This window comes from Mesorhizobium sp. ISC15, from assembly GCF_037162615.1.
Taxonomy (GTDB): domain Bacteria; phylum Pseudomonadota; class Alphaproteobacteria; order Rhizobiales; family Rhizobiaceae; genus Mesorhizobium; species Mesorhizobium mediterraneum.
The window spans coordinates 4,622,703-4,645,308 of record NZ_JAVSPX010000001.1 but is presented as its reverse complement, the minus strand read 5'-3'; the positions used below and the strand labels follow the sequence as shown (position 1 = coordinate 4,645,308).

The 22,606-nt window shown below is 62.1% G+C and carries 18 protein-coding genes and 1 riboswitch; of the genes, 7 read left to right on the top strand and 11 right to left on the bottom strand.

Annotation, left to right across the window (positions count from 1 at the left end; all coding sequences use genetic code 11):
* Positions 1–146: 146 nt before the first annotated feature.
* Positions 147–1,319, top strand: coding sequence for a GGDEF domain-containing protein (locus RPG13_RS22350; protein ID WP_337126015.1), 1,173 nt, complete (start codon positions 147–149; stop codon positions 1,317–1,319).
* A 91-nt stretch (positions 1,320–1,410) separates the two neighbouring features.
* Here the strand turns inward: RPG13_RS22350 and gcvP are convergent, their stop codons facing one another.
* The 4 genes from gcvP to RPG13_RS22330 form a co-directional block, all read right to left on the bottom strand.
* Entirely contained in the window at positions 1,411–4,221 is a 2,811-nt protein-coding gene (gene gcvP, locus RPG13_RS22345) for an aminomethyl-transferring glycine dehydrogenase (RefSeq protein WP_337126014.1), read from the bottom strand.
* Between the two features lie 16 nt (positions 4,222–4,237).
* A complete protein-coding gene (gene gcvH, locus RPG13_RS22340; RefSeq protein ID WP_095485586.1) occupies positions 4,238–4,606 on the bottom strand; it encodes a glycine cleavage system protein GcvH in 369 nt (122 codons plus the stop codon).
* An 8-nt stretch (positions 4,607–4,614) separates the two neighbouring features.
* Complete coding sequence (gcvT, locus tag RPG13_RS22335) at positions 4,615–5,730, bottom strand: glycine cleavage system aminomethyltransferase GcvT (protein ID WP_337126013.1); 1,116 nt, start codon at positions 5,728–5,730, stop codon at positions 4,615–4,617.
* 148 nt (positions 5,731–5,878) lie between these two features.
* Positions 5,879–5,965, bottom strand: a riboswitch (glycine riboswitch).
* Between the two features lie 188 nt (positions 5,966–6,153).
* On the bottom strand, positions 6,154–6,984 hold the full coding sequence (locus RPG13_RS22330; protein WP_158302556.1) for a transporter substrate-binding domain-containing protein: 831 nt from the start codon (positions 6,982–6,984) through the stop codon (positions 6,154–6,156).
* An 84-nt stretch (positions 6,985–7,068) separates the two neighbouring features.
* Here RPG13_RS22330 and RPG13_RS22325 point away from each other — a divergent pair, with 84 nt between their 5' ends.
* Positions 7,069–7,662 (top strand): DUF3011 domain-containing protein, encoded by a 594-nt coding sequence (locus RPG13_RS22325; protein WP_337126012.1) that lies wholly within the window; start codon positions 7,069–7,071, stop codon positions 7,660–7,662.
* Positions 7,663–7,758: 96 nt separating this feature from the next.
* Here the strand turns inward: RPG13_RS22325 and RPG13_RS22320 are convergent, their stop codons facing one another.
* The 6 genes from RPG13_RS22320 to RPG13_RS22295 all read right to left on the bottom strand — a co-directional run bounded on the left by RPG13_RS22320 (position 7,759) and on the right by RPG13_RS22295 (position 12,955).
* On the bottom strand, positions 7,759–8,547 hold the full coding sequence (locus tag RPG13_RS22320) for a molybdopterin-binding protein (protein ID WP_337126011.1): 789 nt from the start codon (positions 8,545–8,547) through the stop codon (positions 7,759–7,761).
* 1 nt (position 8,548) lies between these two features.
* Positions 8,549–9,430 (bottom strand): cytochrome b/b6 domain-containing protein, encoded by an 882-nt coding sequence (locus RPG13_RS22315; protein ID WP_095485387.1) that lies wholly within the window; start codon positions 9,428–9,430, stop codon positions 8,549–8,551.
* 115 nt (positions 9,431–9,545) lie between these two features.
* Positions 9,546–10,229 carry a DUF1345 domain-containing protein gene (locus tag RPG13_RS22310; RefSeq protein ID WP_126106376.1) on the bottom strand — a complete coding sequence of 228 codons (684 nt, stop codon included), beginning with the start codon at positions 10,227–10,229 and terminating at the stop codon, positions 9,546–9,548.
* A 140-nt stretch (positions 10,230–10,369) separates the two neighbouring features.
* Entirely contained in the window at positions 10,370–10,837 is a 468-nt protein-coding gene (locus RPG13_RS22305) for a YaiI/YqxD family protein (protein ID WP_095485585.1), read from the bottom strand.
* A gap of 9 nt (positions 10,838–10,846) precedes the next feature.
* Entirely contained in the window at positions 10,847–11,626 is a 780-nt protein-coding gene (locus RPG13_RS22300) for a DUF1353 domain-containing protein (RefSeq protein WP_126106377.1), read from the bottom strand.
* Positions 11,627–11,827: 201 nt separating this feature from the next.
* Positions 11,828–12,955 (bottom strand): S-(hydroxymethyl)glutathione dehydrogenase/class III alcohol dehydrogenase, encoded by a 1,128-nt coding sequence (locus RPG13_RS22295; RefSeq protein ID WP_127204963.1) that lies wholly within the window; start codon positions 12,953–12,955, stop codon positions 11,828–11,830.
* Positions 12,956–13,171: 216 nt separating this feature from the next.
* Between RPG13_RS22295 and RPG13_RS22290 the strand changes: the two genes are divergently transcribed.
* The 4 genes from RPG13_RS22290 to RPG13_RS22265 all read left to right on the top strand — a co-directional run bounded on the left by RPG13_RS22290 (position 13,172) and on the right by RPG13_RS22265 (position 20,975).
* Entirely contained in the window at positions 13,172–15,184 is a 2,013-nt protein-coding gene (locus RPG13_RS22290; protein ID WP_442921349.1) for an acetyl-CoA carboxylase biotin carboxylase subunit, read from the top strand.
* A gap of 246 nt (positions 15,185–15,430) precedes the next feature.
* A complete protein-coding gene (dnaE, locus tag RPG13_RS22275; protein ID WP_292218216.1) occupies positions 15,431–18,910 on the top strand; it encodes a DNA polymerase III subunit alpha in 3,480 nt (1,159 codons plus the stop codon).
* Between the two features lie 148 nt (positions 18,911–19,058).
* On the top strand, positions 19,059–20,069 hold the full coding sequence (locus RPG13_RS22270) for a methyltransferase (protein WP_337126010.1): 1,011 nt from the start codon (positions 19,059–19,061) through the stop codon (positions 20,067–20,069).
* Between the two features lie 102 nt (positions 20,070–20,171).
* Positions 20,172–20,975 (top strand): potassium channel family protein, encoded by an 804-nt coding sequence (locus RPG13_RS22265; RefSeq protein WP_095485381.1) that lies wholly within the window; start codon positions 20,172–20,174, stop codon positions 20,973–20,975.
* 12 nt (positions 20,976–20,987) lie between these two features.
* On the opposite strand, the gene RPG13_RS22260 is transcribed toward RPG13_RS22265, so the two are convergent.
* On the bottom strand, positions 20,988–21,869 hold the full coding sequence (locus RPG13_RS22260; protein WP_337126009.1) for a DMT family transporter: 882 nt from the start codon (positions 21,867–21,869) through the stop codon (positions 20,988–20,990).
* 188 nt (positions 21,870–22,057) lie between these two features.
* On the opposite strand from RPG13_RS22260, the gene RPG13_RS22255 reads away from it, so the two are divergent.
* The gene (locus RPG13_RS22255) at positions 22,058–22,564 is read left to right on the top strand and encodes a hypothetical protein (protein ID WP_337126008.1); all 507 of its coding nucleotides are present in this window, start codon (positions 22,058–22,060) and stop codon (positions 22,562–22,564) included.
* The last annotated feature ends 42 nt before the right edge of the window (positions 22,565–22,606 follow it).

The following is a 22,606-nucleotide window of genomic DNA, read 5'->3' as shown; positions in this document are numbered from 1 at the left end:
CAACCAAGCGGCGGAAATGCGTCGAGCGCATCGACGCTTTGTAAACCTTTTCCGAAGGTTGCATCGGAAGGTTGGCTGAAAACGGTATCCGCGGACTGCCGCCGACCTAGAATGCAGCGGAACTCTCAAGAGGCTGTCGCTTACGCATGTTGGATTACAGTTCGCTCCTGCTCGCGGCGGCGCTGTCGGGCATGTGCCTCAGCATCACCATGTTTGCGATATGGTTCGCCGCGCCGCAGGCCCGCTTCGTCCTGACGGTGGCTTGCGGCATTCTCGTGCTCGTCGCGCATGTGGTCTTGTTCTGGCATTATGCCAGGCATCCCAGCCCCTGGCTTTGCCAGATTGTGCTTGCGCTTCTCAGCCTGGGCTTTCTGATCATCTGCCTGTCGGCCATGCAGTATCTCGGCGTGCGCGACTACAGGCGCGCCATCCTGCCGACCTTGGCTGCGATGGCTGTTTGCGCAGGCGCGACGTATTTCGGCCTCGACGGTGTCGGTTTCATCGTCACCTACGCGACGGTAACGGCGCTGCTCTCGCTTATTGGGGTGATGTTCTGGATCAAGGGCGGTGGTCACGATCGCCGGATTCTGCTGGTCGTTTCGTTCCTGAGCGGCATCTGTGCGCTATCCTTCGTACTTTGCGGCGCGGTCCTGCTGGTCAAGGGCCAATGGATGCTCGGCGTTGCGCCCGACAATTGGGCCGAACGGTTGAACTCCGTCGTGGCGGTCGCCTGCATGACCGGGCTCGGGGCACTGACGCTCTCCCTGCACCATTTACAGGCGCAGATCGAATTGAAGGCCGAGACCATGACCGACCCATTGACCGGGCTGATGAACCGGCGGGCGTTGACAGCATTCTACGGCGAGCGGGTCTTCGGTCCGTTCATGTCCGTGGCCATGTTCGACCTCGACCACTTCAAGAGAACCAACGATGTATTCGGTCATCCGGTCGGCGATCAGGTTCTGTGCCGCTTCGCCGCTGTCATCAGGAAATACGCCAGGACCGGCGTCGACGCCTTCCGGCTGGGCGGCGAGGAATTCGTGCTGGTCATGTCGCGGATGACGGAAGAGAAGGCTTACGACATTGCGAGCAAGATCAGCGTCGCCTTCGGCGCGGAAGTCGTAGCCACCCAGCTTGGTCCGTTGCGCAGCACGGTCAGCGGCGGCATCGGCTTCGGCGGGACCGGCGGCACCAGTCTCGACGATGTGTTGGCGGAAGCCGACGCCGCACTCTATGCGGCAAAGCGCGCCGGGCGAAATCGCGTCATCTCCCACAACAAGGCGAGCAAGGCCGACGCGCCGGCCTTGCGTTCTGCCTGATTGAGGCTTCTATCTTCTTGTTAGACCATGATCTTGTCCGAAGACCGGATTCCACTTTTTGCTGCGCTGACCTTCGGTTCGGGATCATGGTCTACTCCGCCGCGCCCAGATATTCCGACAGCGGCGGGCAGGAGCAGACGAGGTTGCGGTCGCCGGCGACATTGTCGATGCGCGACACCGGCGGCCAGTATTTGGCTGATGTGTCGGCATCGCCGGCCGGATAGGCCGCCTCCAGGCGCGAATAGGGATGGGTCCACTGGCCGGCCAGCGCCTCGGCGGCGGTATGCGGGGCATTGACCAGCGGATTGTCGGCCAGGGGCCATTCGCCTTTGGCCACCTTGGCCGCCTCGCCCGATATCGCGATCATCGCATCGCAGAACCGATCGAGTTCCTGCTTGGGCTCGGATTCGGTCGGCTCGACCATCAGCGTGCCGGCGACCGGAAACGACATGGTCGGCGCATGGAAGCCATAGTCGATCAGCCGCTTGGCGATATCGTCAACGCTGATGCCGGAGCTCTCCTTGAGTACGCGGGTGTCGAGGATGCACTCATGGGCGATGCGATCGTGCCTGCCCTTGTAGAGGAGCGGGAAGTGCGGGGCGAGCCGCGTCGCGACGTAGTTGGCGGAAACGATCGCCGTCTCGGTCGCCTGCTTCAGGCCGGAGGCGCCCATCATGCGGATATACATCCAGGTGATCGGCAGGATGGAAGCGCTGCCGAAGGGTGCGGCCGACACGGCATGCGCCGAGCCTTCGGTGCCATGGCCCGGCAGATAGGGCTTGAGGTGCGCCCTTACGCCGATCGGGCCGACGCCTGGGCCACCGCCGCCATGCGGGATGCAGAAGGTCTTGTGCAGGTTCATGTGACAGACATCGGCGCCGATGTCGCCGGGGCGAGCGAGGCCGACCAAGGCGTTGAGGTTGGCGCCGTCGAAATAGACCTGTGCGCCATGCTCATGGATGAGGGCGCAGAGATGGCGCGCGCCTTCCTCGTATACGCCATGCGTCGAGGGATAGGTGAACATCAGCGCCGCGAGATTCTTGGAATGCTCATTGGCCTTGGCACTCATATCGTCCATGTCGATATTACCGTCCTCGGTGCAGCGCACGACGACAACGCTCATGCCGGCCATCGCCGCACTCGCCGGATTGGTGCCATGCGCGGAGGACGGGATCAGGCAGACGGTGCGATGGCCTTCGCCGCGCGAGCGGTGATAGGCGCGAATGGCGAGCAATCCGGCATACTCTCCCTGGCTGCCGGCATTGGGCTGCAGGCTGACCGCATCGAAGCCGGTGATCTCCGACAGCCAGCCTTCCAGTTCGCCGACCATAGCGCGGTAGCCTGCCGAATGGCTGGCCGGCGCGAACGGATGCAGGTTGGCGACGCTTGGCCAGCTCACCGGCATCATCTCGGCGGCGGCGTTGAGCTTCATCGTGCAGGAGCCGAGTGGGATCATGGCGCGGTCGAGCGCCAGGTCCTTGTCGGCCAGCCGGCGCAGGAAGCGCATCATTTCGGTTTCCGAACGGTTGTCGTGGAAGACGGGCTGCGTGAGAAACTCCTTGCCGCGCGGCTGTCCGGGCATGGTGCTGCCGGCAGCGGCGCCCGCCCTGGCGCCAAACAGCGCCGCGATCGCGTCAAGATCGCCATCGGTCGAGGTCTCATCGAAGCTGATGCCGATGTGGTCGGCGTCGATGACCCGCAGCAGTCGGCCGGTCTTTTCAGCGGCGGCGGCGATCGCGTCGGCTCCGCCCTTCACTTCCACCGTCACCGTGTCGAAGCGGCTTGCGCCAAGCACCGAAACGCCTGATGCCTTGAGGCCGGCTGCCAAGCGGTTGGCCAATGCATGAATTCGGCCGGCAATCGCCTGCAGCCCGGCAGGGCCGTGCCAGATCGCATAGGCCGTCGCCATGTTGGCGAGCAGCGCCTGCGCGGTACAGATGTTGGAGGTCGCCTTGTCGCGGCGGATATGCTGTTCGCGCGTCTGCAAGGCGAGACGATAGCCGGCGCGGCCTTTGCTGTCGGTCGACTGCCCGACGAGGCGGCCGGGCATCAGCCGCGTCAGCCTGTCTGAAACGGCGCAATAGGCGGCGTGCGGTCCGCCAAAGCCCATCGGCACGCCGAAGCGCTGCATCGGGCCGACAGCGATGTCGGCGCCAAGCCTAGCCGGCGCGTCGGTCAGCGTCAGCCCGAGCGGATCGGCAATGAAGACGACCAGCGCGCCGGTGGCACGGGCTTTTTCGATTGCCACCTTATGGTCGCCATAGACGCCAAACGTATCAGGCCAGGAGACGAGCAAGGCGGCTGTGTTGTCGTCGATCGTGTCGCCGTCGACCTCGATGCCGAGCGGCTCGGCGCGGGTGCGCACGACGTCGAGCGTCTGCGGATGCGGCGTGCCGGCCAGCGCCACCTTGGTCCGCTTGTCGCGGTGATGGCGCAACGCAATGCCGACCGCCTCGGCTACCGCCGTCGCCTCGTCGAGCAGCGACGCCGACGCTACCGGCAGGCCGGTCAGCTCAGTGACCAGGGTCTGGAAATTGAACAGCATTTCGAGCCGTCCCTGGCTGATTTCGGCCTGGTAGGGCGTGTAAGCCGTATACCAGGCCGGGTTCTCGAACAGATTGCGCTGGATGACCGGCGGCACGTGGACGCCGTGGTAGCCGGCGCCGATAAAGCTCTTCAGAACTGTATTTTTTGCCATTGTCGCTGAAAGCTCGGCCAGCGCCTCCGCTTCGCTCGCCGGTGCGGGCAAGGCCAGCGGCCGGTCGAGCCGGATCGATTTCGGCACAGCCTGGCTGATCAGGGTCTCGACTGAGGGAACGCCGATCGTCGCCAGCATGGCTCTGACATCATTGAGGCCGGGGCCGATATGGCGGGCCGAGAAGGGGTAAGATGCTGCAGTCATCTTCTTGATCCTGCTATCAACCAATATGGGCTTTGTAGGCGGCCTCATCCAGGAGGCCTTCGAGCTGGCTTTCATCGGCCAGCTTCATCTTCCACAGCCAGCCGTCGCTGGTCGCCGCGGAATTTACCAGGGACGGATCAGACGAGAGCGAGGTGTTTGCCTCGGTGATCTCGCCGTCGACCGGTGCATAGACGTCCGATGCCGCCTTGACGGATTCGACCACGACGGCGGTATCGCCCTTGGCCAGCTTTTTCCCAAGCTCCGGCAATTCGACGAAGACGAGATCGCCGAGTTGCTCCTGTGCGTAGTCGGTGATGCCAACGGTGGCGACACCGCCTTCGACGCGGAGCCATTCGTGATCTTCGGTGAAATAGGTTTTTGCCATGAGAAGATTCATCCTTTGCGATAGCGATGCGGCGTGAAGGGCAGCGGATTGATATCGATCGGGATTTTCGTCCCGCGAACGTCGGCGAAGAGTGGGCTTGTCGATGAAGCCAACGGCGTTTCGACGTAACCCATGGCGACGGGAAAACCTGCCGAAGGGCCAAAGCCGCCGGAGGTGACATGTCCGACCGGTTTCCCAACCGCATTGAAAAGCGACGCTCCAGCCCGCACAGGCTGTCGACCTTGCGGTTTCAGGCCGACGCGTTTTTGCGCCGGGCCGCGCTCCAGGATCGCACGCAAGGCGTCGGCACCGATGAAAGTGCCAGAGGCGCGAACTTCCTTCGGAATCGCCCACATCAGCCCGGCGCTGGCCGGGTCGATCTCCGGTGTGATGTCCAGCCCGTGCAGGCACAGGCCTGCTTCGAGCCGCAGGCTGTCACGGGCGGCCAACCCAACCCACATCACGCGCTCGTCCTCGAGCAGCCTGGCGACGAGATTTCGCGCGTCGGCTTTCGGCAGGCCGATCTCGAAACCGTCTTCGCCAGTGTAGCCCGACCGGCTCATGAACCAGTTTTCGCGGGGCTCAAAGCCATGCATGAACAGCAGCGATCCGGTCTCGATGCCGGCGCGGGACAGGGCGGCCCAGGCTTCGGGCCCCTGGATCGCCAGGAAGACGCGGTCGAGTGCGTCCACCTTGGCATCAAAAACCCCCTTTGTTTCAGAATCCAGGGCAAGTGCGCGCAGGTGCTTGTCGTCGGCTTCGGCATTGCCGGCATTGGCGACAACCATGAAGCGTTGCTGGCCGAGCCTGGTGACGATCAGATCGTCGATGATGCCGGCCGCTTCGTTGAGAAAGAACGTGTATTTGGACTGGGAAATCTCAAGCGCGCCGGCGTCGAACGGGCAGGCACGATTGAGCAGTGCCTCAGCGCCCGGCCCACTGATCTCGAACAGCTTCATGTGCGAGATGTCGAACAGGCCGGCATGCTCGCGGGTCTGAAGGTGCTCCTTCATCACGCCGGCCGGATAGGTCAGCGGCATCGACCAGCCGGCGAACGCGCCAAAGCGAGCACCGGCGGCCACGTGAAGGTCTTCGAGGGGAAGGTGTTTGATGTCGCCCGTCATGTCGTCTCCAGAGTCGCACGCAATCGGCCGCGAATGGCGGCCAGTCCGTGCCCCTCTGTCTGAAGCCTGAGAGACTCGCGCCCCGTAACTCTGTCGGCAGCGCTTACACCTTCGGCGCGGGGGCAAGCCCCGACTTTCCAGAGTGTCTTTCCCGTCTACGGTTCTTTTGCCTGAGAGATTTCGGGCGATTTCCCCTTCGGCGGCAGCTCTCGCTGCTCTCTCCCGCAAACAGGTAGGACTCAATTTGAGCCCTCGACTCGTCATCCATAGCCTGTGGACGACACCTTGTCACCTGCCAGCGACACCTTACTGACAAGTCTTCGCTAACGACCTCGCCGGAAATCCATCCGGCGCTCGGGGCGCTGGGCGACAAGGTCACTTAGACGGCTGCACCCCGGCCAGGACCCTCGAACTGTCGCAAAACTATTGCTTGGCAGGCTCCGGCTTGACGCTGGTGTCGAACCGCGACATCCATTTGAAACTGCCGAACCAGTAGCGGCGCACGCCGGTGATGGTGCCATCTGCGGTACGCGCGTCAATCCAGTTGTTGACGTATTGGATCAGGCGGATATCGTCCGGCCGCATCGCAAACGCCTCCGGCGTCCGCAACAGCGGGCCACCCACCATTGTCAACTTCGCGTCATAGAGCCTGGCGGCCATCTGCGGCGTTGGCGATGTGGCGACCATCGCCTGTGCCTCGCCGCCGATGACCGCGGCGAAAACATCTGATGTATTGTCGAAGGAGAGGATGGTCGCCTTGGGGAATGCTTCCTTCGCGGCGGCTTCATCCGTGGAATTGGATAGCACGGCGATCTTGTATCCCGGCGCGGCCACCGCCTTTCCCGGCTTTTTGCCGAGGCTGGCGATCGTCGCCACCATGCGAATATCGGCAGCGCCTGTCTGGTCGGAGAATACCACTTCGCGCGCACGTTCCGGAGTGCTGGCGTAGCCCGCCGCAATCATGTCGAAATCGCCCTTGAGCAGCCGTGCCTTGAGATCGTTCCAAGGCACTTCGACCAGCTTCAGGTCGACGCCAAGGTCGGACGCAAGCGCGCTGGTCAGGTCGACATCGTAGCCTGCGAATTTGCCGTCGGCTTTCTTGAGGATCCATGGTGGATTGAGCGCCACACCGACCGTCAGCGTCTTCTGGTCGATGATGTGCTTGAGACTGTCGTCCGCCCAGGCGGATGGCGCCGCCAACGCCAGCCAGGCGGAAAGCGCAAGTGCAATCGTGGCGATCATTTTTGAGTGCATGATAGATCCCGCTGCAACCGCCTGGTTGTCAGATTTACACGAGGATGCCATTCTGTCGATAGCGGATCGGGTTGGAGAATTGCAATGTCGGCACGGATGGCGATCAGCGGCTCGATGGTGTTCCTGGCCTGCACCCTGGGCAATCCGGCGAAGCTCTCGCTGCTGCCCGACACCGCGCAGGCGGCAGGCGCCAGACGCGTGGTCTGCTCCAGTGTGAACCACCGTTATTCCTACTGCGGTGTCGACACTCGGCGCGGCGTGCAATTGACCTCTCAGCTTTCGAAGTCGCGCTGCGTTCAAGGCAGAAGCTGGGATTATGACCGCGGCGGCATTTGGGTCGATGATGGCTGCTCGGCGGAATTCCTGGTCGCCGGCTCCGGCCGCAACCCTTCTGCCGGCGACCTGGCCGCGGCTATAATCGTCGGCGGCGTGGTTGGCGCCATTCTCGACAACAACAACTCGCATCGCCACCATTCCGACAGTTATTACCCGAAGCCGCGCCATCGCCGTGACGACCAATGGATCGATCCGACGCCGCAATTCGACAATCAGGGCAATCCGAATTTCGACACCCACGGCAACTATCAGGGCCCGCACGGACTGGGCAAGCTTGTCACCCCCGATGACAATCCGGACTTGAATCCGGCCCTGCGCAGCGATGGCGATGACAGTTACTGAGCATCGCGCCTACTTTCCTTTGAACATGATCTTTTTCCAAAAACCGGTTCCCACTTTTTGCTGCGCTGACCTTCGGTTCGGGATCATGCTCTGCGGTCAAATGCCGCCGTACCAGTCGTAGCCATTGTCCTCCCAATAACCGCCCTTGCCGCCGCCGATAGTGGCGAAACCGTCGACCAGTTCGATCTTGCGGAGATATTTCGGCATCTTGTAGCCGATCTGGCGCTCGACGCGGACACGCAACGGCGCGCCGTTCTCGACCGGCAGCGGCTTGCCGTTCAAGCCATAGGCTAGGATCGTCTGCTGGTGACGGGCATCGACCAGGTCGATCGAGCCGTAATATTTGATGTCGCCGGACAGGCTGCGGTCGATCGTGTCGAGGCAATGGAACATGACGTAGCGCGCCTGCGGCTTGACCACCGCCTGATCAAGCACCAGCGACAGCGGCGTGCCGGTCCATTTGGCGATGCAACTCCAGCCTTCGACGCAGTCGTGGCGGGTGATCTGGGTGCGGCTCGGCATGTTCATTAGCTGCTCGCGGGTCAGCGACAGCGGCTTTTCGACAAGGCCGGAAACCTCGAGCCGCCAGTCGGCGAAATTGTTGGCGAGCAGGCCCTTGTAGACATCGTCGTCCGGCGCGGTGACGCCGTTCGGCCGCTGCGGCTGGCGGATGTCGGCTTCGGTGAATTCCGGCGCCAGCGAATCGCCGGCAAGCAGGCGTTGCGCGCGCCAGGTCAGGCCGTTGGCGCCTTCGAGGAAGCTGCGCAGGCCGTCGCCGACGCGAAGCTGGCTGTCGAAGGCGTCACAACCCGAGAGCATGATACCGGAGACGCCGAGGCTGGCCGAGGTCAGGAATTTTCTGCGGCTGATCACAAACTTCGCCATCTCACGCACTCCTCTGAGGCGTCTTGCTGCCATGCGCCGGCGGGTCGGTTCGGTACCAGCCGGTGATGATGGAACGCAGCTCGTTGATCGGGCCGGCGGCGAAGATCATCAGGATATGGATGATGAAGAAGGCGACGAGCAGCAGCATCACGATGAAATGGATCGTCCGCGCCGTCTGCCTGCCGCCAAGCAGATCGTTGAGGAACGGCAGCACCGCGTTCATGCTCGGCGACATGGCAAGGCCGGTGATGATCATCAGCGGCAGCAGCACGAACATGACGCCGCCATAGGCCATCTTCTGCAGCGTGTTGTATTCGCGTCTGTGACGGAACTTGAACCTGGCATGATCGGCGATGTCTCGCGGCAAACGCCTGAGATCGTCGATGCGCGGGGCAAGATCGCGGCGCAGATGGCCGTTGATGAGGCTGGCGACCAGCCACACGACCAGCGTCGTGGTTAGTATCCAGGCGAAGAAGAAATGGACGACGCGGGCGGTGCCGAGGTCGTAATAGGAGGGGATCGTCGCCCAAGACGGGAAAGCCCGGGACGTCTCCCGACCCGCCGGTCCCGACCAGCCGAGCACACCGGTCGTATCGAAGCGCTTGCCGAAGATTTCGGTGTAGCCGCGCGGGCCGTTTGCGGTGTTCTCGGCGCCGATGGCAAAGATGGTGTTGTCATAGGCGAATCCCGACTCCTTGCCGATATAGAGCTGGGGGCGGGCGTTGAAGATCTGCAGGCCGGAAAGCAGCATGAAGAACAGCGAGATGGCCCAGAGCCAATGCGTCAGCCGCGTCCAGCGCGACTGCCGGTAGATCAGCGTTGCATCCTTCGGCGCGGCAGTATCTGGCTCGATGGCGGATTGGCTCCTGGCAACCGATTCCATTTTTTCGCGTCTCCCGGCCGCTCAGTCGGCCTTTCCGATCGTTCTCCCCTCCCAATACGTTGCCAGCCAAAGCGATGTTTCATCCGATCACGGAATTATTACGAGCTACCCGATACTACTGGCTTCCAAGACTGACGGCGAGGTTGACCGCTGCTGCGACGATCACTGTATTGAAAAAGAACGACACGATCGAATGCAAAAGCACGATGCGACGCATATGCGTGGTCGAGACAGTGGTATCGGAGGTCTGTGAGGTCATGCCGACGGTGGTCGAGAAATAGAGGAAATCCCAGCCGTCCGGCCGCTCCTTACCGGTAAATACGAGGCCGCCGACGGGCTTTTTCTGCTTCGCTTTGCTGCCGGGGTCGGTCTCTTCATCGTTCAGCCAATAAACATGTGCGTAGTGCAGCGCCGTCATGGCGTGGATGGTGAACCAGCCGAGCGGGATCGACACCAGCGCGAAGGTGAGTTCGACAGGATGTGGGCTGCCCCCTCGATTGATCAACTGGAACAACGAGACGATGGCGACGGCGACGACAATCAGCGTCACGGCAAAGATGACCAGCACCGGCTGGTCGGTGGCGCGGGCATTCTTGCTCAGATAGCGGCCGGTGAGCAGCGGCATCTGGGCGACGACGATGACGGTGTAGGCGGCGAAGAACGCATTGGCGCCGATCGAATAGGCGATGGGTGCGCGCAAAACCAACGCGATCGCCAGTGCCACTACACCGATGCAGGCCGACACCGCGAACTGCATGTGGCGATGCAGTGGTTTCTTCAGCGGCGTCTCGGTCGTCATGGCCCGGCCCCTGATGGCGGTCCGTCTTACCGCCGCTCGTCTTTTAGGACTCGGACATTATAGCACTTTTGCCTGTGCGCATGATGCCGAAGATCGATTCCCGGTTTTGCTGCGCTGACGTCCGGTTCGAGGTCGAAGCGCTAACCCAGTGCGGCGGATTTCAGCGCACGCCGCAAGATGCGGTCGAGCTCGCCGAGAAACCGCGAGCGGTCCTGCGGCGCGAAACTGGCATTGTAGCCCTTGCTCTCGCCGGTCTCGCGCAGATGCTGCTTGAGGTCGCGCATCGCCACCGCCATGCCGATCGTTTCCGGCGTGAACGGGCGCCCGGTCGGCCCAAGCACATGGGCGCCGAGCGCCACCGTGCGGGCGGCAAGCGGGATGTCTGATGTCACCACGATGTCGTTGGGCTTGGCATTGTCGACGATCCAGTCGTCCGCCGCGTCGGCGCCCTTGGACACGACGACGTTGCGGACCATCGGATCACGCGACGGGCGCAGGCCGCCATTGGAGACGAAGGTGACGACGACGCCATGGCGCTCGGCGACTTTCTCGACCTCGGCCTTCACCGGACAGGCATCAGCATCGACATAAATGGCGGGGCGCGTCAAATTCAAGGTCTATTGCCCCGGCAACGAAATACTGCCTTCTGGAACGGTGGCGTTTGCCAACAACACCAGTTGATCGGCCTCGGCTTCCGTTGGTTGCTCTGCCTTAATTGCTGTTTCGAGCGTCGCGTAGTTCTGGTTGGACGGGATACGCCGAAACTCAGTTAGCGCCGCGAATGTCAGTGGATTTTCAATCTTGGCAATGGATTTAATAGTGTCAGCTCTTGAGGCAACGGTATCCAATTTTCTCATGTCTACCTTATAAGTATCAAGCTGCTTAAAAAGCTCGTCACTTTTAAGCACCCCTTGAAAGTCGTTCGACGAAAAGAGTTTTCTTAACGTGTCTTCTTCTTTTCCGCATGCGCCGGTGACGACGCTATAAGCGCTAACAGCCATATATTTGCTTAGCCGCTCCAAATACCCGACGCCATCAGCCTCCATCGCTTCACGAAACATTTTGTGAACATCTGATGCGCGTTCGGTTTTGGTGTCGCAAAATCGGTCGTGGATAACAGAGGCGCGTCTGTAGTTTCCAACAAACGGTGAGCCAGCGAATGACCATAGTGGCGCCGGAATAGATGCTCCATCAATATTTGTGCCTTTGGGAACGCTCCATATCTTTCCGGCTTTGTCGGTAAAAGAAGCGTCTGAGAGTAGCATCATAATGCGGTGCTGATTTTGAGGATCTGTTGTCCACCGAAATTCAAAAGAGCCCTGAAACGATTGAGAGAGCGCTTGAAGAGTAGAAATGAAAGTTAAAATGCCGACGACGAGAACAACTTTTCTGACCATGGTGGCATGACCTCAAATCATCAAACCCAAATTTTATCATATTCTAATTGAAGGCGCAGACCAGCGTCTCGCGGGCACAATCGGTCTTTTCCTTGGGCAGTCCATTGTCGACTTTCGGATGCAGTTTTTCGGCGTTTTTATCTGCCCCTTTCTTTTCGAAACCAGGTCGCGGACCGGTCGATCAGCGGCTTGTGGTTCTCGTCAGTAAACCACCACGCTCCTGATGCTCTTGCCCTCATGCATCAGGTCAAAACCCTTGTTGATGTCCTCCAGCTTCAGCGTGTGGGTGATCATCGGGTCGATCTCGATCTTGCCGTCCATGTACCAGTCGACGATCTTCGGCACGTCGGTGCGGCCGCGCGCGCCGCCAAAGGCGGTGCCCATCCAGGTGCGGCCGGTGACGAGCTGGAACGGCCGCGTCGAGATCTCCTGGCCGGCGCCGGCAACGCCAATGACGACCGACTTGCCCCAGCCGCGGTGCGATGCCTCAAGCGCCTGCCGCATCACCTTGGTGCTGCCCGTGCAGTCGAACGTATAGTCGGCACCGCCGATCTGGTCGGCACCGCGCTTGGTCATGTTGACGAGGTAGGGCACGATATCGCCATCGATCTCCTTCGGATTGACGAAATGCGTCATGCCGAATTTCTCGCCCCATTCCTTCTTGTCGTTGTTCAGGTCGACGCCGATGATCATGTCGGCACCAGCGAGACGTAGTCCCTGGATGACGTTGAGGCCGATGCCGCCGAGGCCGAAGACGGCGGCCGTGGCGCCGATCTCGACCTTGGCCGTGTGGATCACCGCGCCGATGCCAGTGGTGACGCCGCAGCCGATGTAGCAGATCTTGTCGAAGGGGGCGTCGGGATTGACCTTGGCCACCGCGATCTCGGGCAGCACGGTGAAGTTGGAGAAGGTCGAGCAGCCCATATAGTGGAAGATCTTGTCCTTGCCGATCGAGAAGCGCGACGAGCCGTCAGGCATCAGGCCTTGCCCCTGCGTGGCGCGGATCGCGGTGCACAGATTGGTCTTTCTGGATAGGCAGGACGGGCATTGCCGGCATTCCGGCGTGTAGAGCGGGATGACGTGGTCGCCCTTCTTGACCGAGGTGACGCCTTTGCCGACATCGACGACGATTCCTGCACCCTCATGGCCGAGGATCGCCGGAAAAATGCCTTCGGGATCGGCGCCCGACAGCGTGAACTCGTCGGTGTGGCAGATGCCGGTCGCCTTGATCTCGACCAGCACCTCGCCCGCGCGCGGGCCGTCGAGGTCGACCTCCAGGATCTCCAGCGGCTTTCCGGCGGCGACAGCGACAGCGGCACGGGTTTTCATCGGGAATCTCCTCTCAGGGCAAATCTGCAATCGGGGCCGAGCATTAGCGTATCTGCAGGTTCTGGACTATGGGACGAATTGACAGTTCATAGCCGGGTTTGGTCGTCACTAGGCGACTTGCGCCCGGGATATGCGCCAACTTGCCTTGATCAGCCGGGGCCTTGACCGGCTGGGCGAAGCCCATAAAAGAAAGGCAGCCGAGGGAACAAAACCCGCATGTTCACAAAAATCCTGGTCGCCAATCGTGGCGAGATCGCCTGCCGCGTCATTAAGACGGCGCGCAAGATGGGCATCGCAACCGTGGCGGTCTATTCGGACGCCGATCGCGACGCCGTGCATGTCGAGATGGCCGACGAAGCGGTGCATATCGGGCCTTCGCCGGCCTCGCAGAGCTATCTGGTGCCGGAGAAGATCATCGCCGCCTGCAAGGCGACGGGTGCTGAAGCCGTGCATCCCGGCTACGGATTTCTGTCCGAACGCGCATCGTTCTGTGAGGCGCTGGAGAAGGAGGGCATCGTCTTCATCGGCCCAAAACCCAGAGCGATCAGGGCGATGGGCGACAAGATCGAATCGAAGAAATTCGCCGACGCTGCAAACGTGTCGACCGTGCCCGGCTGGCTTGGCGTCATCGAGAATGCCGGCCATGCCGAGAAAATAGCCGGTGAGATCGGCTATCCCGTGATGATCAAGGCCTCGGCCGGCGGCGGCGGCAAGGGCATGCGCATCGCCTGGAGCAAGGCCGAGGTGCGCGACGGGTTCGACCGGGCGCGTTCGGAGGCCAAAAGCTCGTTTGGCGACGACCGCGTCTTCATCGAGAAGTTCGTGGTCGATCCGCGCCACATCGAGATCCAGGTGCTGGCCGACGCGCATGGCAATGCGCTTTATCTCGGCGAGCGCGAATGCTCGATCCAGCGCCGCAACCAGAAGATCGTCGAAGAGGCGCCTTCGCCTTTCCTCGACGCCAAGACCCGGAAAGCCATGGGCGAGCAGTCGGTGGCGCTGGCCAGGGCGGTCGACTACCAGAGCGCCGGCACGGTGGAGTTCATCGTCGACAGCGAAAAGAACTTCTATTTCCTTGAAATGAATACGCGATTGCAAGTCGAGCACCCGGTGACCGAGCTCGTCACCGGCATCGATCTGGTCGAGCAGATGATCCGCATAGCTGCCGGCGAAAAACTCGCTATCAAGCAAAGTGACGTCAAGCTGAACGGCTGGGCGGTGGAAAGCCGGCTCTATGCCGAGGACCCATATCGCAATTTCCTGCCGTCGATCGGCCGGCTGACGAGATACCGGCCGCCGAAAGAGGGACAGTTCGGCGAAATCGTCATCCGCAACGATACCGGCGTCACCGAAGGGTCGGAAATCTCGATGTTCTATGACCCGATGGTCGCCAAGCTGTGCACCTGGGCGCCGACGCGGCTCGCCGCGATCGACGCCATGTCGGAAGCGCTGGACAGCTTCGTCGTCGACGGCATCGAGCACAACATACCGTTCCTGGCAGCACTCATGCAGCATCCGCGCTGGCGGGAAGGGCTGATATCGACCGCCTTCATATCAGAGGAATATCCTGACGGGTTCGCGCCGATCGTGCCTGATAGCGAGGAGAAAGCCGTACTCGCGTCGATTGTCACCGCGGTCGAACTGCTGCGCCGCGACCGGCTCGACCGACTGGGCGGGCGGCTGGCGCCGCATTCGGGTGCCCTGAAACGCGACTGGGTGGTCAAGATCGGCGAGGATTACCTTTCGGCTTCTGTCCTCGAAGGCATGACTTCCATTCCGATGGAACTCGATCTGTCGATCGACGGCGGCAAGGCGCTGACGGTGATATCAGACTGGCGGCCGGGCGACCTAATCTGGCGCGGCACGGTCGGCGACCGAAGAATCGCGGCGCAGATCAGGCCGGTACTGAATGGGTTTCGCATCGCCTGGAAAGGCATGTCGGTCACCGCACGCGCCATGCTGCCGCGCACCGCCGAGCTCGAAAGGCTGATGCCGGAAAAAGTGGCGCCGGACACGTCGAAGATGCTGCTCTGCCCGATGCCCGGCCTCGTCGTGTCGATCGCGGTTGCCGAGGGGCAGGAGGTCAAGGCCGGCGAGACGCTGGCCGTGGTCGAGGCGATGAAGATGGAAAACGTGCTGCGCGCCGAGCGCGATCTTACCGTGTCGAAACTCAAGGCGAAGCCGGGCGACAGTCTCGCGGTCGATGCGGTGATCATGGAATTCGCGTGAGGCTGAAAATAAAAACCCGCCTCGGCGGCGGGTCGTTGGCGCAAATCAGCACCATGCATATATTCCTAGCATAGATGCCGTCACAAAGCAATGATCGCGAACTTGCAAGGCTCGATTGGCAATTGCTGGACTTGCATCGTCCGGTGCCGGACAATGCAATTTCATCGACTGAGTCCTTTCAAGCGGCGCTAAAAAATCATGGCGAATGAGACACTTCCACGCGACCCTTTGCGGCGCGAGGCTTTTATGAAGGCGTCGCGGCCGGAAGTGCCGGCGCGGCCGTTCATCCATCTGCGCGTGCATTCGGCCTATTCGCTGCTCGAAGGCGCCTTGCAGCTCAGCACGGTTGTCGGCCATGCGGTCAAGGATGAGGCTCCGGCCATCGCCGTCACCGACACCAATAATCTGTTCGGAGCGCTCGAATTCGCGCAGAAAGCGGTGAAGGAGGGCATCCAGCCGATCATCGGCTGCCAGACCACACTCGCCTTTTCCGGCGAAGCCAGCGACAGCCAGCGCGACCGCAGGCGGCAAGGCCCGGAGATGCGGCCGGTGGTTTTGATCGCGGCGACCGAGGCCGGCTACAGCAATCTGGTCAGGCTGGTCAGCCGGGTCTATCTCGAAACGCCGCCCGGCGAGGCGGTGCATCTGACGACCGAAATGCTGCAAGGCCATTGCGACGGTCTGATCTGTCTCAGCGGCGGGCCGCGCGGTCCGATCGGCAACGCCTTGAAAGAGGACCGCCGCGATCTCGCCGAGACACGGCTTTTGACGCTCAAGGCGCTGTTCGGCGACCGGCTCTATGTCGAGCTGGAACGGGTTTCCGGCTATGACCGGGCGATCGAGCAATCGTCCGTCGATCTCGCCTATATCAATGACCTGCCGCTGGTCGCCACCAACGAGGCGTTTTTCTCCTCGCGCGACGACTATGAGGCGCATGACGCGCTGATCGCCATCGCCGAAGGCTCGGTCGTCGCCGTCGACAATCGCCGCCGCCTGTCGCCCGACAATTTTCTGAGAAGCCAGGCTGACATGGCGAGGCTGTTCGCCGATCTGCCCGAAGCGATCGACAACACGGTCGAGATCGCGCTGCGCTGCTCTTATTATCCCAAGACCCGCAACCCGATCCTGCCGCGCTTTGCCGGCGGCGATGTCGCCGACGCCGATGCGGCGGTGAAGGCGGAGGCGCAGGAGCTTGCCAGACAGGCGCATGAAGGACTGGAGGCGCGGATCGCCGCGCACGGACTGGCGCCTGGCTACACGGTCGAACAATATCGCGAACGGCTGGAATTCGAGCTCGGCATCATCGAGAAGATGAAGTTCCCCGGCTACTTCCTGATCGTCGCCGACTTCATCAAATGGGCGAAGGCGCAAGGCATTCCGGTCGGGCCGGGCCGCGGTTCGGGCGCCGGCTCGCTGGTCGCGTATTCGACGACCATCACCGACATCGATCCGCTGCGCTTCTCGCTGCTGTTCGAGCGCTTCCTCAATCCCGACCGGGTGTCGATGCCCGACTTCGACATCGATTTCTGCCAGGACCGGCGCGAGGAAGTCATCCGCTACGTCCAGCAGAAATACGGCCGCGACCAGGTCGGCCAGATCATCACCTTCGGCACGCTGCAGGCCCGCGCGGTGCTGCGCGATGTCGGCCGCGTGCTGCAGATGCCCTATGGCCAGGTCGACAAGCTCTCCAAGATGGTGCCGTCGAACCCGGCCAATCCAGTCAAGCTCGCCGACGCCATCGCCAACGAGCCGCGCTTTGCCGAAGAGGCAGAGCGCGAGCCGATCGTGCAGACGCTGCTCGACATGGCGCAGAAGCTGGAAGGGCTCTACCGCCACGCCTCGACGCACGCCGCCGGCATCGTCATCGGCGACCGGCCGCTGTGGGAGCTGGTGCCGATGTACCGCGACCCGCGCTCCGACATGCCGGTCACCCAGTTCAACATGAAGTATGTCGAGCAGGCCGGGCTGGTGAAATTCGACTTCCTCGGCCTGAAGACGCTGACGGTGCTGGAGACCGCGGTCAGGCTGATCCGCCGCCGCGGCATCGAGATCGATCTCGCCCACATTCCGCTCGACGACCCCGACACCTACGCGATGCTGTCGCGCGGCGAAGTGGTCGGCGTGTTCCAGGTGGAAAGTGCCGGCATGCGCAAGGCGCTGATCGGCATGCGGCCCGACTGTATCGAGGACATCATCGCGCTGGTCGCGCTTTACCGGCCGGGGCCGATGGAGAACATCCCGACCTACAACGCCAGAAAGCATGGCGAGGAGGAGATGGCGTCGATCCACCCGAAGATCGACCATCTGGTGAAGGAGACGCAAGGCGTCATCGTCTACCAGGAACAGGTTATGCAGATCGCGCAGGAGCTCTCCGGCTATTCGCTGGGCGAAGCCGATTTGCTGCGCCGCGCTATGGGCAAGAAGATCCGCGCCGAGATGGACAAGCAGCGCGAGCGCTTCGTCTCGGGCGCGGTCGAGCGCGGCGTCGGCAAGCCGCAAGCCGACTTCATTTTCGACCTGCTGGCAAAGTTCGCCGACTACGGTTTCAACAAATCGCATGCCGCCGCCTACGCGGTCGTCTCCTACCAGACGGCCTATCTGAAGGCGCACTACCCGGTTGAGTTCCTGGCCGCGTCGATGACACTCGACATGGGCAACACCGACAAGCTCGCCGATTTCCGCCAGGATGCGCTGCGCCTCGGCATCGACGTCGTGGCGCCCTCGGTGATGTCAAGCTTCCGGGCTTTCGAAGTCGGCGAGAACCGGATCTTCTATTCGCTGGCCGCGCTCAAGGGCGTCGGCGACGCGGCGGTCGAGCATATCGTCGCCATGCGCGGCGAAAAACCGTTCAAGAACCTCGCCGATTTCTGCGAAAGGGTCGATCCGAAGATCGTCGGCAAGCGCGTCTTTGAAAGCCTGATCATGGCTGGCGCTCTCGACTGTTTCGGCCACGACCGCGCCGCGATGATGGCGGGCGTCGAGCGGATGATGGGGCTGGCGTCGCTGGCGCAGCAGAATGCAATGTCGGGCCAGCACGACATTTTCGGCGCCTCGCTCGGCGCGCAGTCGCAGGCGCTCAACCTGCCGGCGACCGACCCATGGCTTGCCGCCGACCGCCTACACCGTGAATTTCAGGTGGTCGGCTTCTATCTCTCCGCCCATCCGCTGGATGAATACAAGGCGGCGCTGCAGAAGATGCGGGTGCAGACCTGGGCCGAGTTCTCGGCCGCCGTCAAACGCGGTGCTGCCGCCGGGCGGCTTGCCGGCACCGTCACCACCAAGCAGGAGCGCAAGACGCGCACTGGCAACAAGATGGGCGTCGTGCAGTTTTCCGACACGTCAGGCCAGTATGAAGCAGTGCTGTTTTCCGAAGGTCTGGCGCAGTATCGCGACCTGCTCGAGCCCGGCCGTTCGGTGGTGATCACAGTTTCGGCCGAGGACAGGCCCGAAGGCGTCAACCTGCGCATCCAGACCGTGCAGTCGCTGGAGGACGAGGCAAGCCGCATCCAGAAGGCCTTGCGCATCTTTGTCAGGAATGACCGACCGGCGTCGGCGATTCAATCGCAGCTTACCCAGCGCGGCGACAGTCAGGTGAGCATTATCGTTATCAAGGACGAGGCGCAGGGCGAGGTCGAGATCGAGCTGCCCAACCGTTACCGTGTCTCGCCGCAGATCGCGTCGGCGATGCGCGCGGTGCCGGGCGTGGTGGAAGTGGAACTGGTGTGACCTAACGGGATTAGCACGGTTCCGTTTATTTCGACCGTATCTCGTCGGTCAGCGCCGGCACGCCCAGTGCCGTCATTGCCCGGTGGTAACGCCGCTGGTATTGTGAGCTCGGCGGCCTGGCTCTTTTGGCGGCCGGGGGGAGTGCGTCATGGACGAGCGGACAGCCGCTGCCGAACTCCAGAAGATGGTGAATGGGTTCCAGGTATCTCAGGCGATATGCGTCGCCGCCACGCTTGGCATCGCAGACCATCTCAAGGACGGAAAACGCACCAGCGGCGAACTTGCCGCGTTGACCAATGCCCATCCGCAGGCGCTCTACCGGCTGTTGCGCGCCCTTGCGTCGGTCGGCGTGTTCCATGAAGCGGAAGACCGGCTCTTCTCACTGACCCCGGTTGGCAGCGCGTTGCGATCCGATGTTCAGCATTCGGTCGCGCCGTGGGCTATCCTGGCCGGACGGCCCTATTTCCATCAGGCATGGAGCGATCTGCTGCACAGTGTCAGCACCGGCGAAAACGCCTTTCGCCATGCTCATGGCAAGGGCGTTTGGGAATATCGGGCGGAGCATCCGGAAGAGTCCGTCATCTTCGACCGGGCGATGACGGCCATGTCGCGTGGCGTCGCCGCCGCGGTGATCGCGGCCTATGACTTCCGGCCGTTCTCTGTCGTCATGGATGTCGCGGGCGGGCAGGGCGCGCTGCTTGCCGAAATCCTCTGCCGCAATCCCGGCCAGCGCGGCATTCTTTTCGATCAGCCGCAGGTCGTGGCAAAGGCCGGCCCGGTCTTTGACGCCGCGGGCGTGGCCGATCGTTGCGATATCGTTGCCGGCGATTTCTTCGTCTCGGTGCCCGAGGGCGCCGATGCGATTGTGCTTAAATGGATCTTGCATGACTGGGACGACGACACAAACATCCGCATCCTGAAAACCTGCCGCCGGGCAATGCGCCCAGAAGGCAAGCTGCTGGTGCTCGAGAGCATTCTGGCGCCGCCCAACGAGGGCGCCGGCGCAAAATTCGGCGATCTGAACATGCTGGTCATGCCGGGCGGGCAAGAGCGCACGGCGGAAGAATTCAGGGTGCTGCTTGCGGCGTCGGATTTCCGGGTCGCGAATATTGTTGAAGCCGGACCTCGCATCAGCATCATCGAGGCGGAACCGGTCTGAATTGCTTTCCGGGTCTGAAACTCTCCGGATGTTCTCAACCCGGCGGCTTATCCCTGCTCTGCCCACTGGACGGCTGTTGCAGCGAACGTTATCGCAGTTGCCATGAAGGCGGCAGACAAGGACGGAGCGCGGGAGTTATCAGCCTTGGCGCGGCTGCGCGATACGTTGCGCAAGCTTTATCACGGGCGCACACCTGCGGCTTTCCGGTTTCAACTGGCGGCGATCATCATCGACCTTGCCATCATCGCCTTCTTCATCGCCACACCGGTGATCCAGGAGTCGTCCTCGTTCCTCTGGCTTGATTATTCTGTCGCAGCACTTGTCGCCGCCGACATGATTGCCAGGCTGCTAGCCTCCAATGACATGCTGCGCCTGCTGAAACAGCCGGCGTCGTGGATCGACGCCTTCATCCTGCTGACGTTGCTGATGCCTTCGGCGCTGGCCAATCTGGGTTTCCTGCGCATCCTGCGGCTGTGGTCGCTGTCGCGCAGCGGCGCGCTGTGGCGGTATTTCGAGATGCGCGGCCTCAAAAAATGGCGCGAGGCAAGCCACGCGGTCATCAATCTCCTGACATTCCTGTTTGTCGTCACCGGCTTCGTCTACACCTTCTTCTTCCGCACCGGGGCCGGTCTCGAAGGCTATGTCGACGCGCTTTATTTCACCGTCGCGACGGTGACAACGACCGGTTTCGGCGACATCGTGCTGCCGGGGATAGCCGGCAAGCTCACCGCGATTGTCACCATGATCATCGGCATATCGCTGTTCGTCAGGCTGGCGCAGGCGCTCTTCCGCCCCGCCAAGGTCTTCTTCCCGTGCCCGCAATGCGGCCTTCAGCGGCACGAGCCCGACGCCGTCCACTGCAAGGCCTGCGGGCATCTTCTCAAGATACCCGATGACGGTATTTGAGCTCCGACGGAACTATGATACCGCGATCTCAGCCGGTTTCGTCGCTTTCCGTTGCAGATTGAGCAGATTGCCCATCAGGATCAGCAAGGCGCCGCCGGCGGTGAAAGCGTCGATCTGCTCGTGGTAAAGCAGCCAGCCGATCAGCGCCGACAGCGGCACGCGCAAAAAGTCCATCGGCGAGATGACGGTCGCGTCGGCATAGGCGAGCGCGCGGGCCATGCAGAAATGCGACGACATGCCGGTGAAGGCGATCAGCAGGATCCACGGCCACAGTTCAAGCGGCGGATTGCGCCATTCGTAGAGCGCCGGGACAAGGCCGAGCACCGACTGGATAAGCAGCATCCAGAAGATGATGCGCACGACGCTGTCCGTCCGCGTCAGCGACTTGACCAGAACCACGGATATGCCGAAGCAGACGGCGGCGCCCAGCACGACGACATGTCCCGGATCGACGGAGCCCGCTCCCGGACGCACGATGATCATCACGCCGATCAGCCCCAGCATGATCGCCGCAACCTTGGGCCGGCTTAGCCTTTCACCGAGGAAGCCGACCGCCAGGATGGCCGTCCAGATCGGCGTCGTGAATTCGATGGAGATCAGCACGGCCAGCGGGATCAGCGTCAAGGCGTAAAGCCACGCCGCCTGGCCGATAAAATGGACGACGTTGCGGACGATATTGGCCAAGGGCCGTTTGGTGCGCATTGCCGCAAAACCGCCTGATATCATCACCAGCGGCAGGAGGATGAAAAAGCCGATGACCGAGCGCAGCTCCAACACCTGGAAGACGTTGAGCTCGGCCGTCGCGGCACGGCCGGCGACCGACATCGCCAGAAACGATGCGATCGACAGCGCCATCCAGAATGCGGCCTTGGGTATCGATGGTGAGGGTGCCATGCGCGCTATGTCGCAAGCCGGGACTTTCACTGCAACCGCTAGTCGACGCATTCGGCTGGGCCAGAAGCGACGTGTTGCAAAACAGTCATGTTGAAGGCGGAACCTGCCGAAGTGGCGGGCGTTGATTCGTAGTGTTTACCTGCCTAGCAGGGAGTGCCTTGTTTCCGATCTCAACGAGGAGAGATCCGATGAAATCATTCGCACGATTTGCACTCGCCGGCTGCCTGGCGGCAGCGGCTGGCGCAGCTCACGCCGACGAAGCCGATTTCCTCCGCGCGTTCCAGGGGAATTTCGCTGGCAAGGGGACCGTCAAGGTAACCACCGATGCGCCGACGGTGAACGTCTCCTGCCGCTTCAATTCCGACGCGACATCGAGTTCATTGTCGCTGGACGGCACCTGCCGCGGTCTGGTCGTGGTGACGCGCGCCATCAGTGCCGATCTCAAGTCCAGCGGGACGAAGTACACCGGCACCTATGTCGGATCCCGCACGGGGCCGGCGCAGCTCAGCGGCCGGCGCTCGGGCAATGCCATCAATCTCGGCATCCGCTGGGCGAAGGAGGTCAACGGCGATCGCACGGCGCAAATGACGGTCGAGAAGAGCGGCGAGGACGGCATGCGGCTGACCGTTATCGACGTCGACCCGAAAACCGGTGAGCGCGTGATGACCAGCCGGATCGATTTGAGGCGCATCTGAAGGCCGCTCTATCTTCTTGTTTGAGCATGGTCTTTTCCGAGC

Bases quoted from the DNA above. Each gene is read 5' to 3' on its own strand.
- RPG13_RS22295 (WP_127204963.1), bottom strand. From the start codon at position 12,955: ATGAAAACCCGTGCCGCTGTCGCTGTCGCCGCCGGAAAGCCGCTGGAG.
- RPG13_RS22260 (WP_337126009.1), bottom strand. From the start codon at position 21,869: ATGGCACCCTCACCATCGATACCCAAGGCCGCATTCTGGATGGCGCTG.
- RPG13_RS22315 (WP_095485387.1), bottom strand. From the start codon at position 9,430: ATGGAATCGGTTGCCAGGAGCCAATCCGCCATCGAGCCAGATACTGCC.
- RPG13_RS22300 (WP_126106377.1), bottom strand. From the start codon at position 11,626: ATGGTCAGAAAAGTTGTTCTCGTCGTCGGCATTTTAACTTTCATTTCT.
- gcvT (WP_337126013.1), bottom strand. From the start codon at position 5,730: ATGACGGGCGACATCAAACACCTTCCCCTCGAAGACCTTCACGTGGCC.
- RPG13_RS22265 (WP_095485381.1), top strand. From the start codon at position 20,172: ATGAAGGCGGCAGACAAGGACGGAGCGCGGGAGTTATCAGCCTTGGCG.
- RPG13_RS22350 (WP_337126015.1), top strand. From the start codon at position 147: ATGTTGGATTACAGTTCGCTCCTGCTCGCGGCGGCGCTGTCGGGCATG.
- RPG13_RS22290 (WP_442921349.1), top strand. From the start codon at position 13,172: ATGTTCACAAAAATCCTGGTCGCCAATCGTGGCGAGATCGCCTGCCGC.
- RPG13_RS22325 (WP_337126012.1), top strand. From the start codon at position 7,069: ATGTCGGCACGGATGGCGATCAGCGGCTCGATGGTGTTCCTGGCCTGC.
- RPG13_RS22255 (WP_337126008.1), top strand. From the start codon at position 22,058: ATGAAATCATTCGCACGATTTGCACTCGCCGGCTGCCTGGCGGCAGCG.
- gcvP (WP_337126014.1), bottom strand. From the start codon at position 4,221: ATGACTGCAGCATCTTACCCCTTCTCGGCCCGCCATATCGGCCCCGGC.
- RPG13_RS22310 (WP_126106376.1), bottom strand. From the start codon at position 10,229: ATGACGACCGAGACGCCGCTGAAGAAACCACTGCATCGCCACATGCAG.
- dnaE (WP_292218216.1), top strand. From the start codon at position 15,431: ATGAAGGCGTCGCGGCCGGAAGTGCCGGCGCGGCCGTTCATCCATCTG.
- gcvH (WP_095485586.1), bottom strand. From the start codon at position 4,606: ATGGCAAAAACCTATTTCACCGAAGATCACGAATGGCTCCGCGTCGAA.
- RPG13_RS22330 (WP_158302556.1), bottom strand. From the start codon at position 6,984: ATGCACTCAAAAATGATCGCCACGATTGCACTTGCGCTTTCCGCCTGG.
- RPG13_RS22270 (WP_337126010.1), top strand. From the start codon at position 19,059: ATGGACGAGCGGACAGCCGCTGCCGAACTCCAGAAGATGGTGAATGGG.
- RPG13_RS22320 (WP_337126011.1), bottom strand. From the start codon at position 8,547: ATGGCGAAGTTTGTGATCAGCCGCAGAAAATTCCTGACCTCGGCCAGC.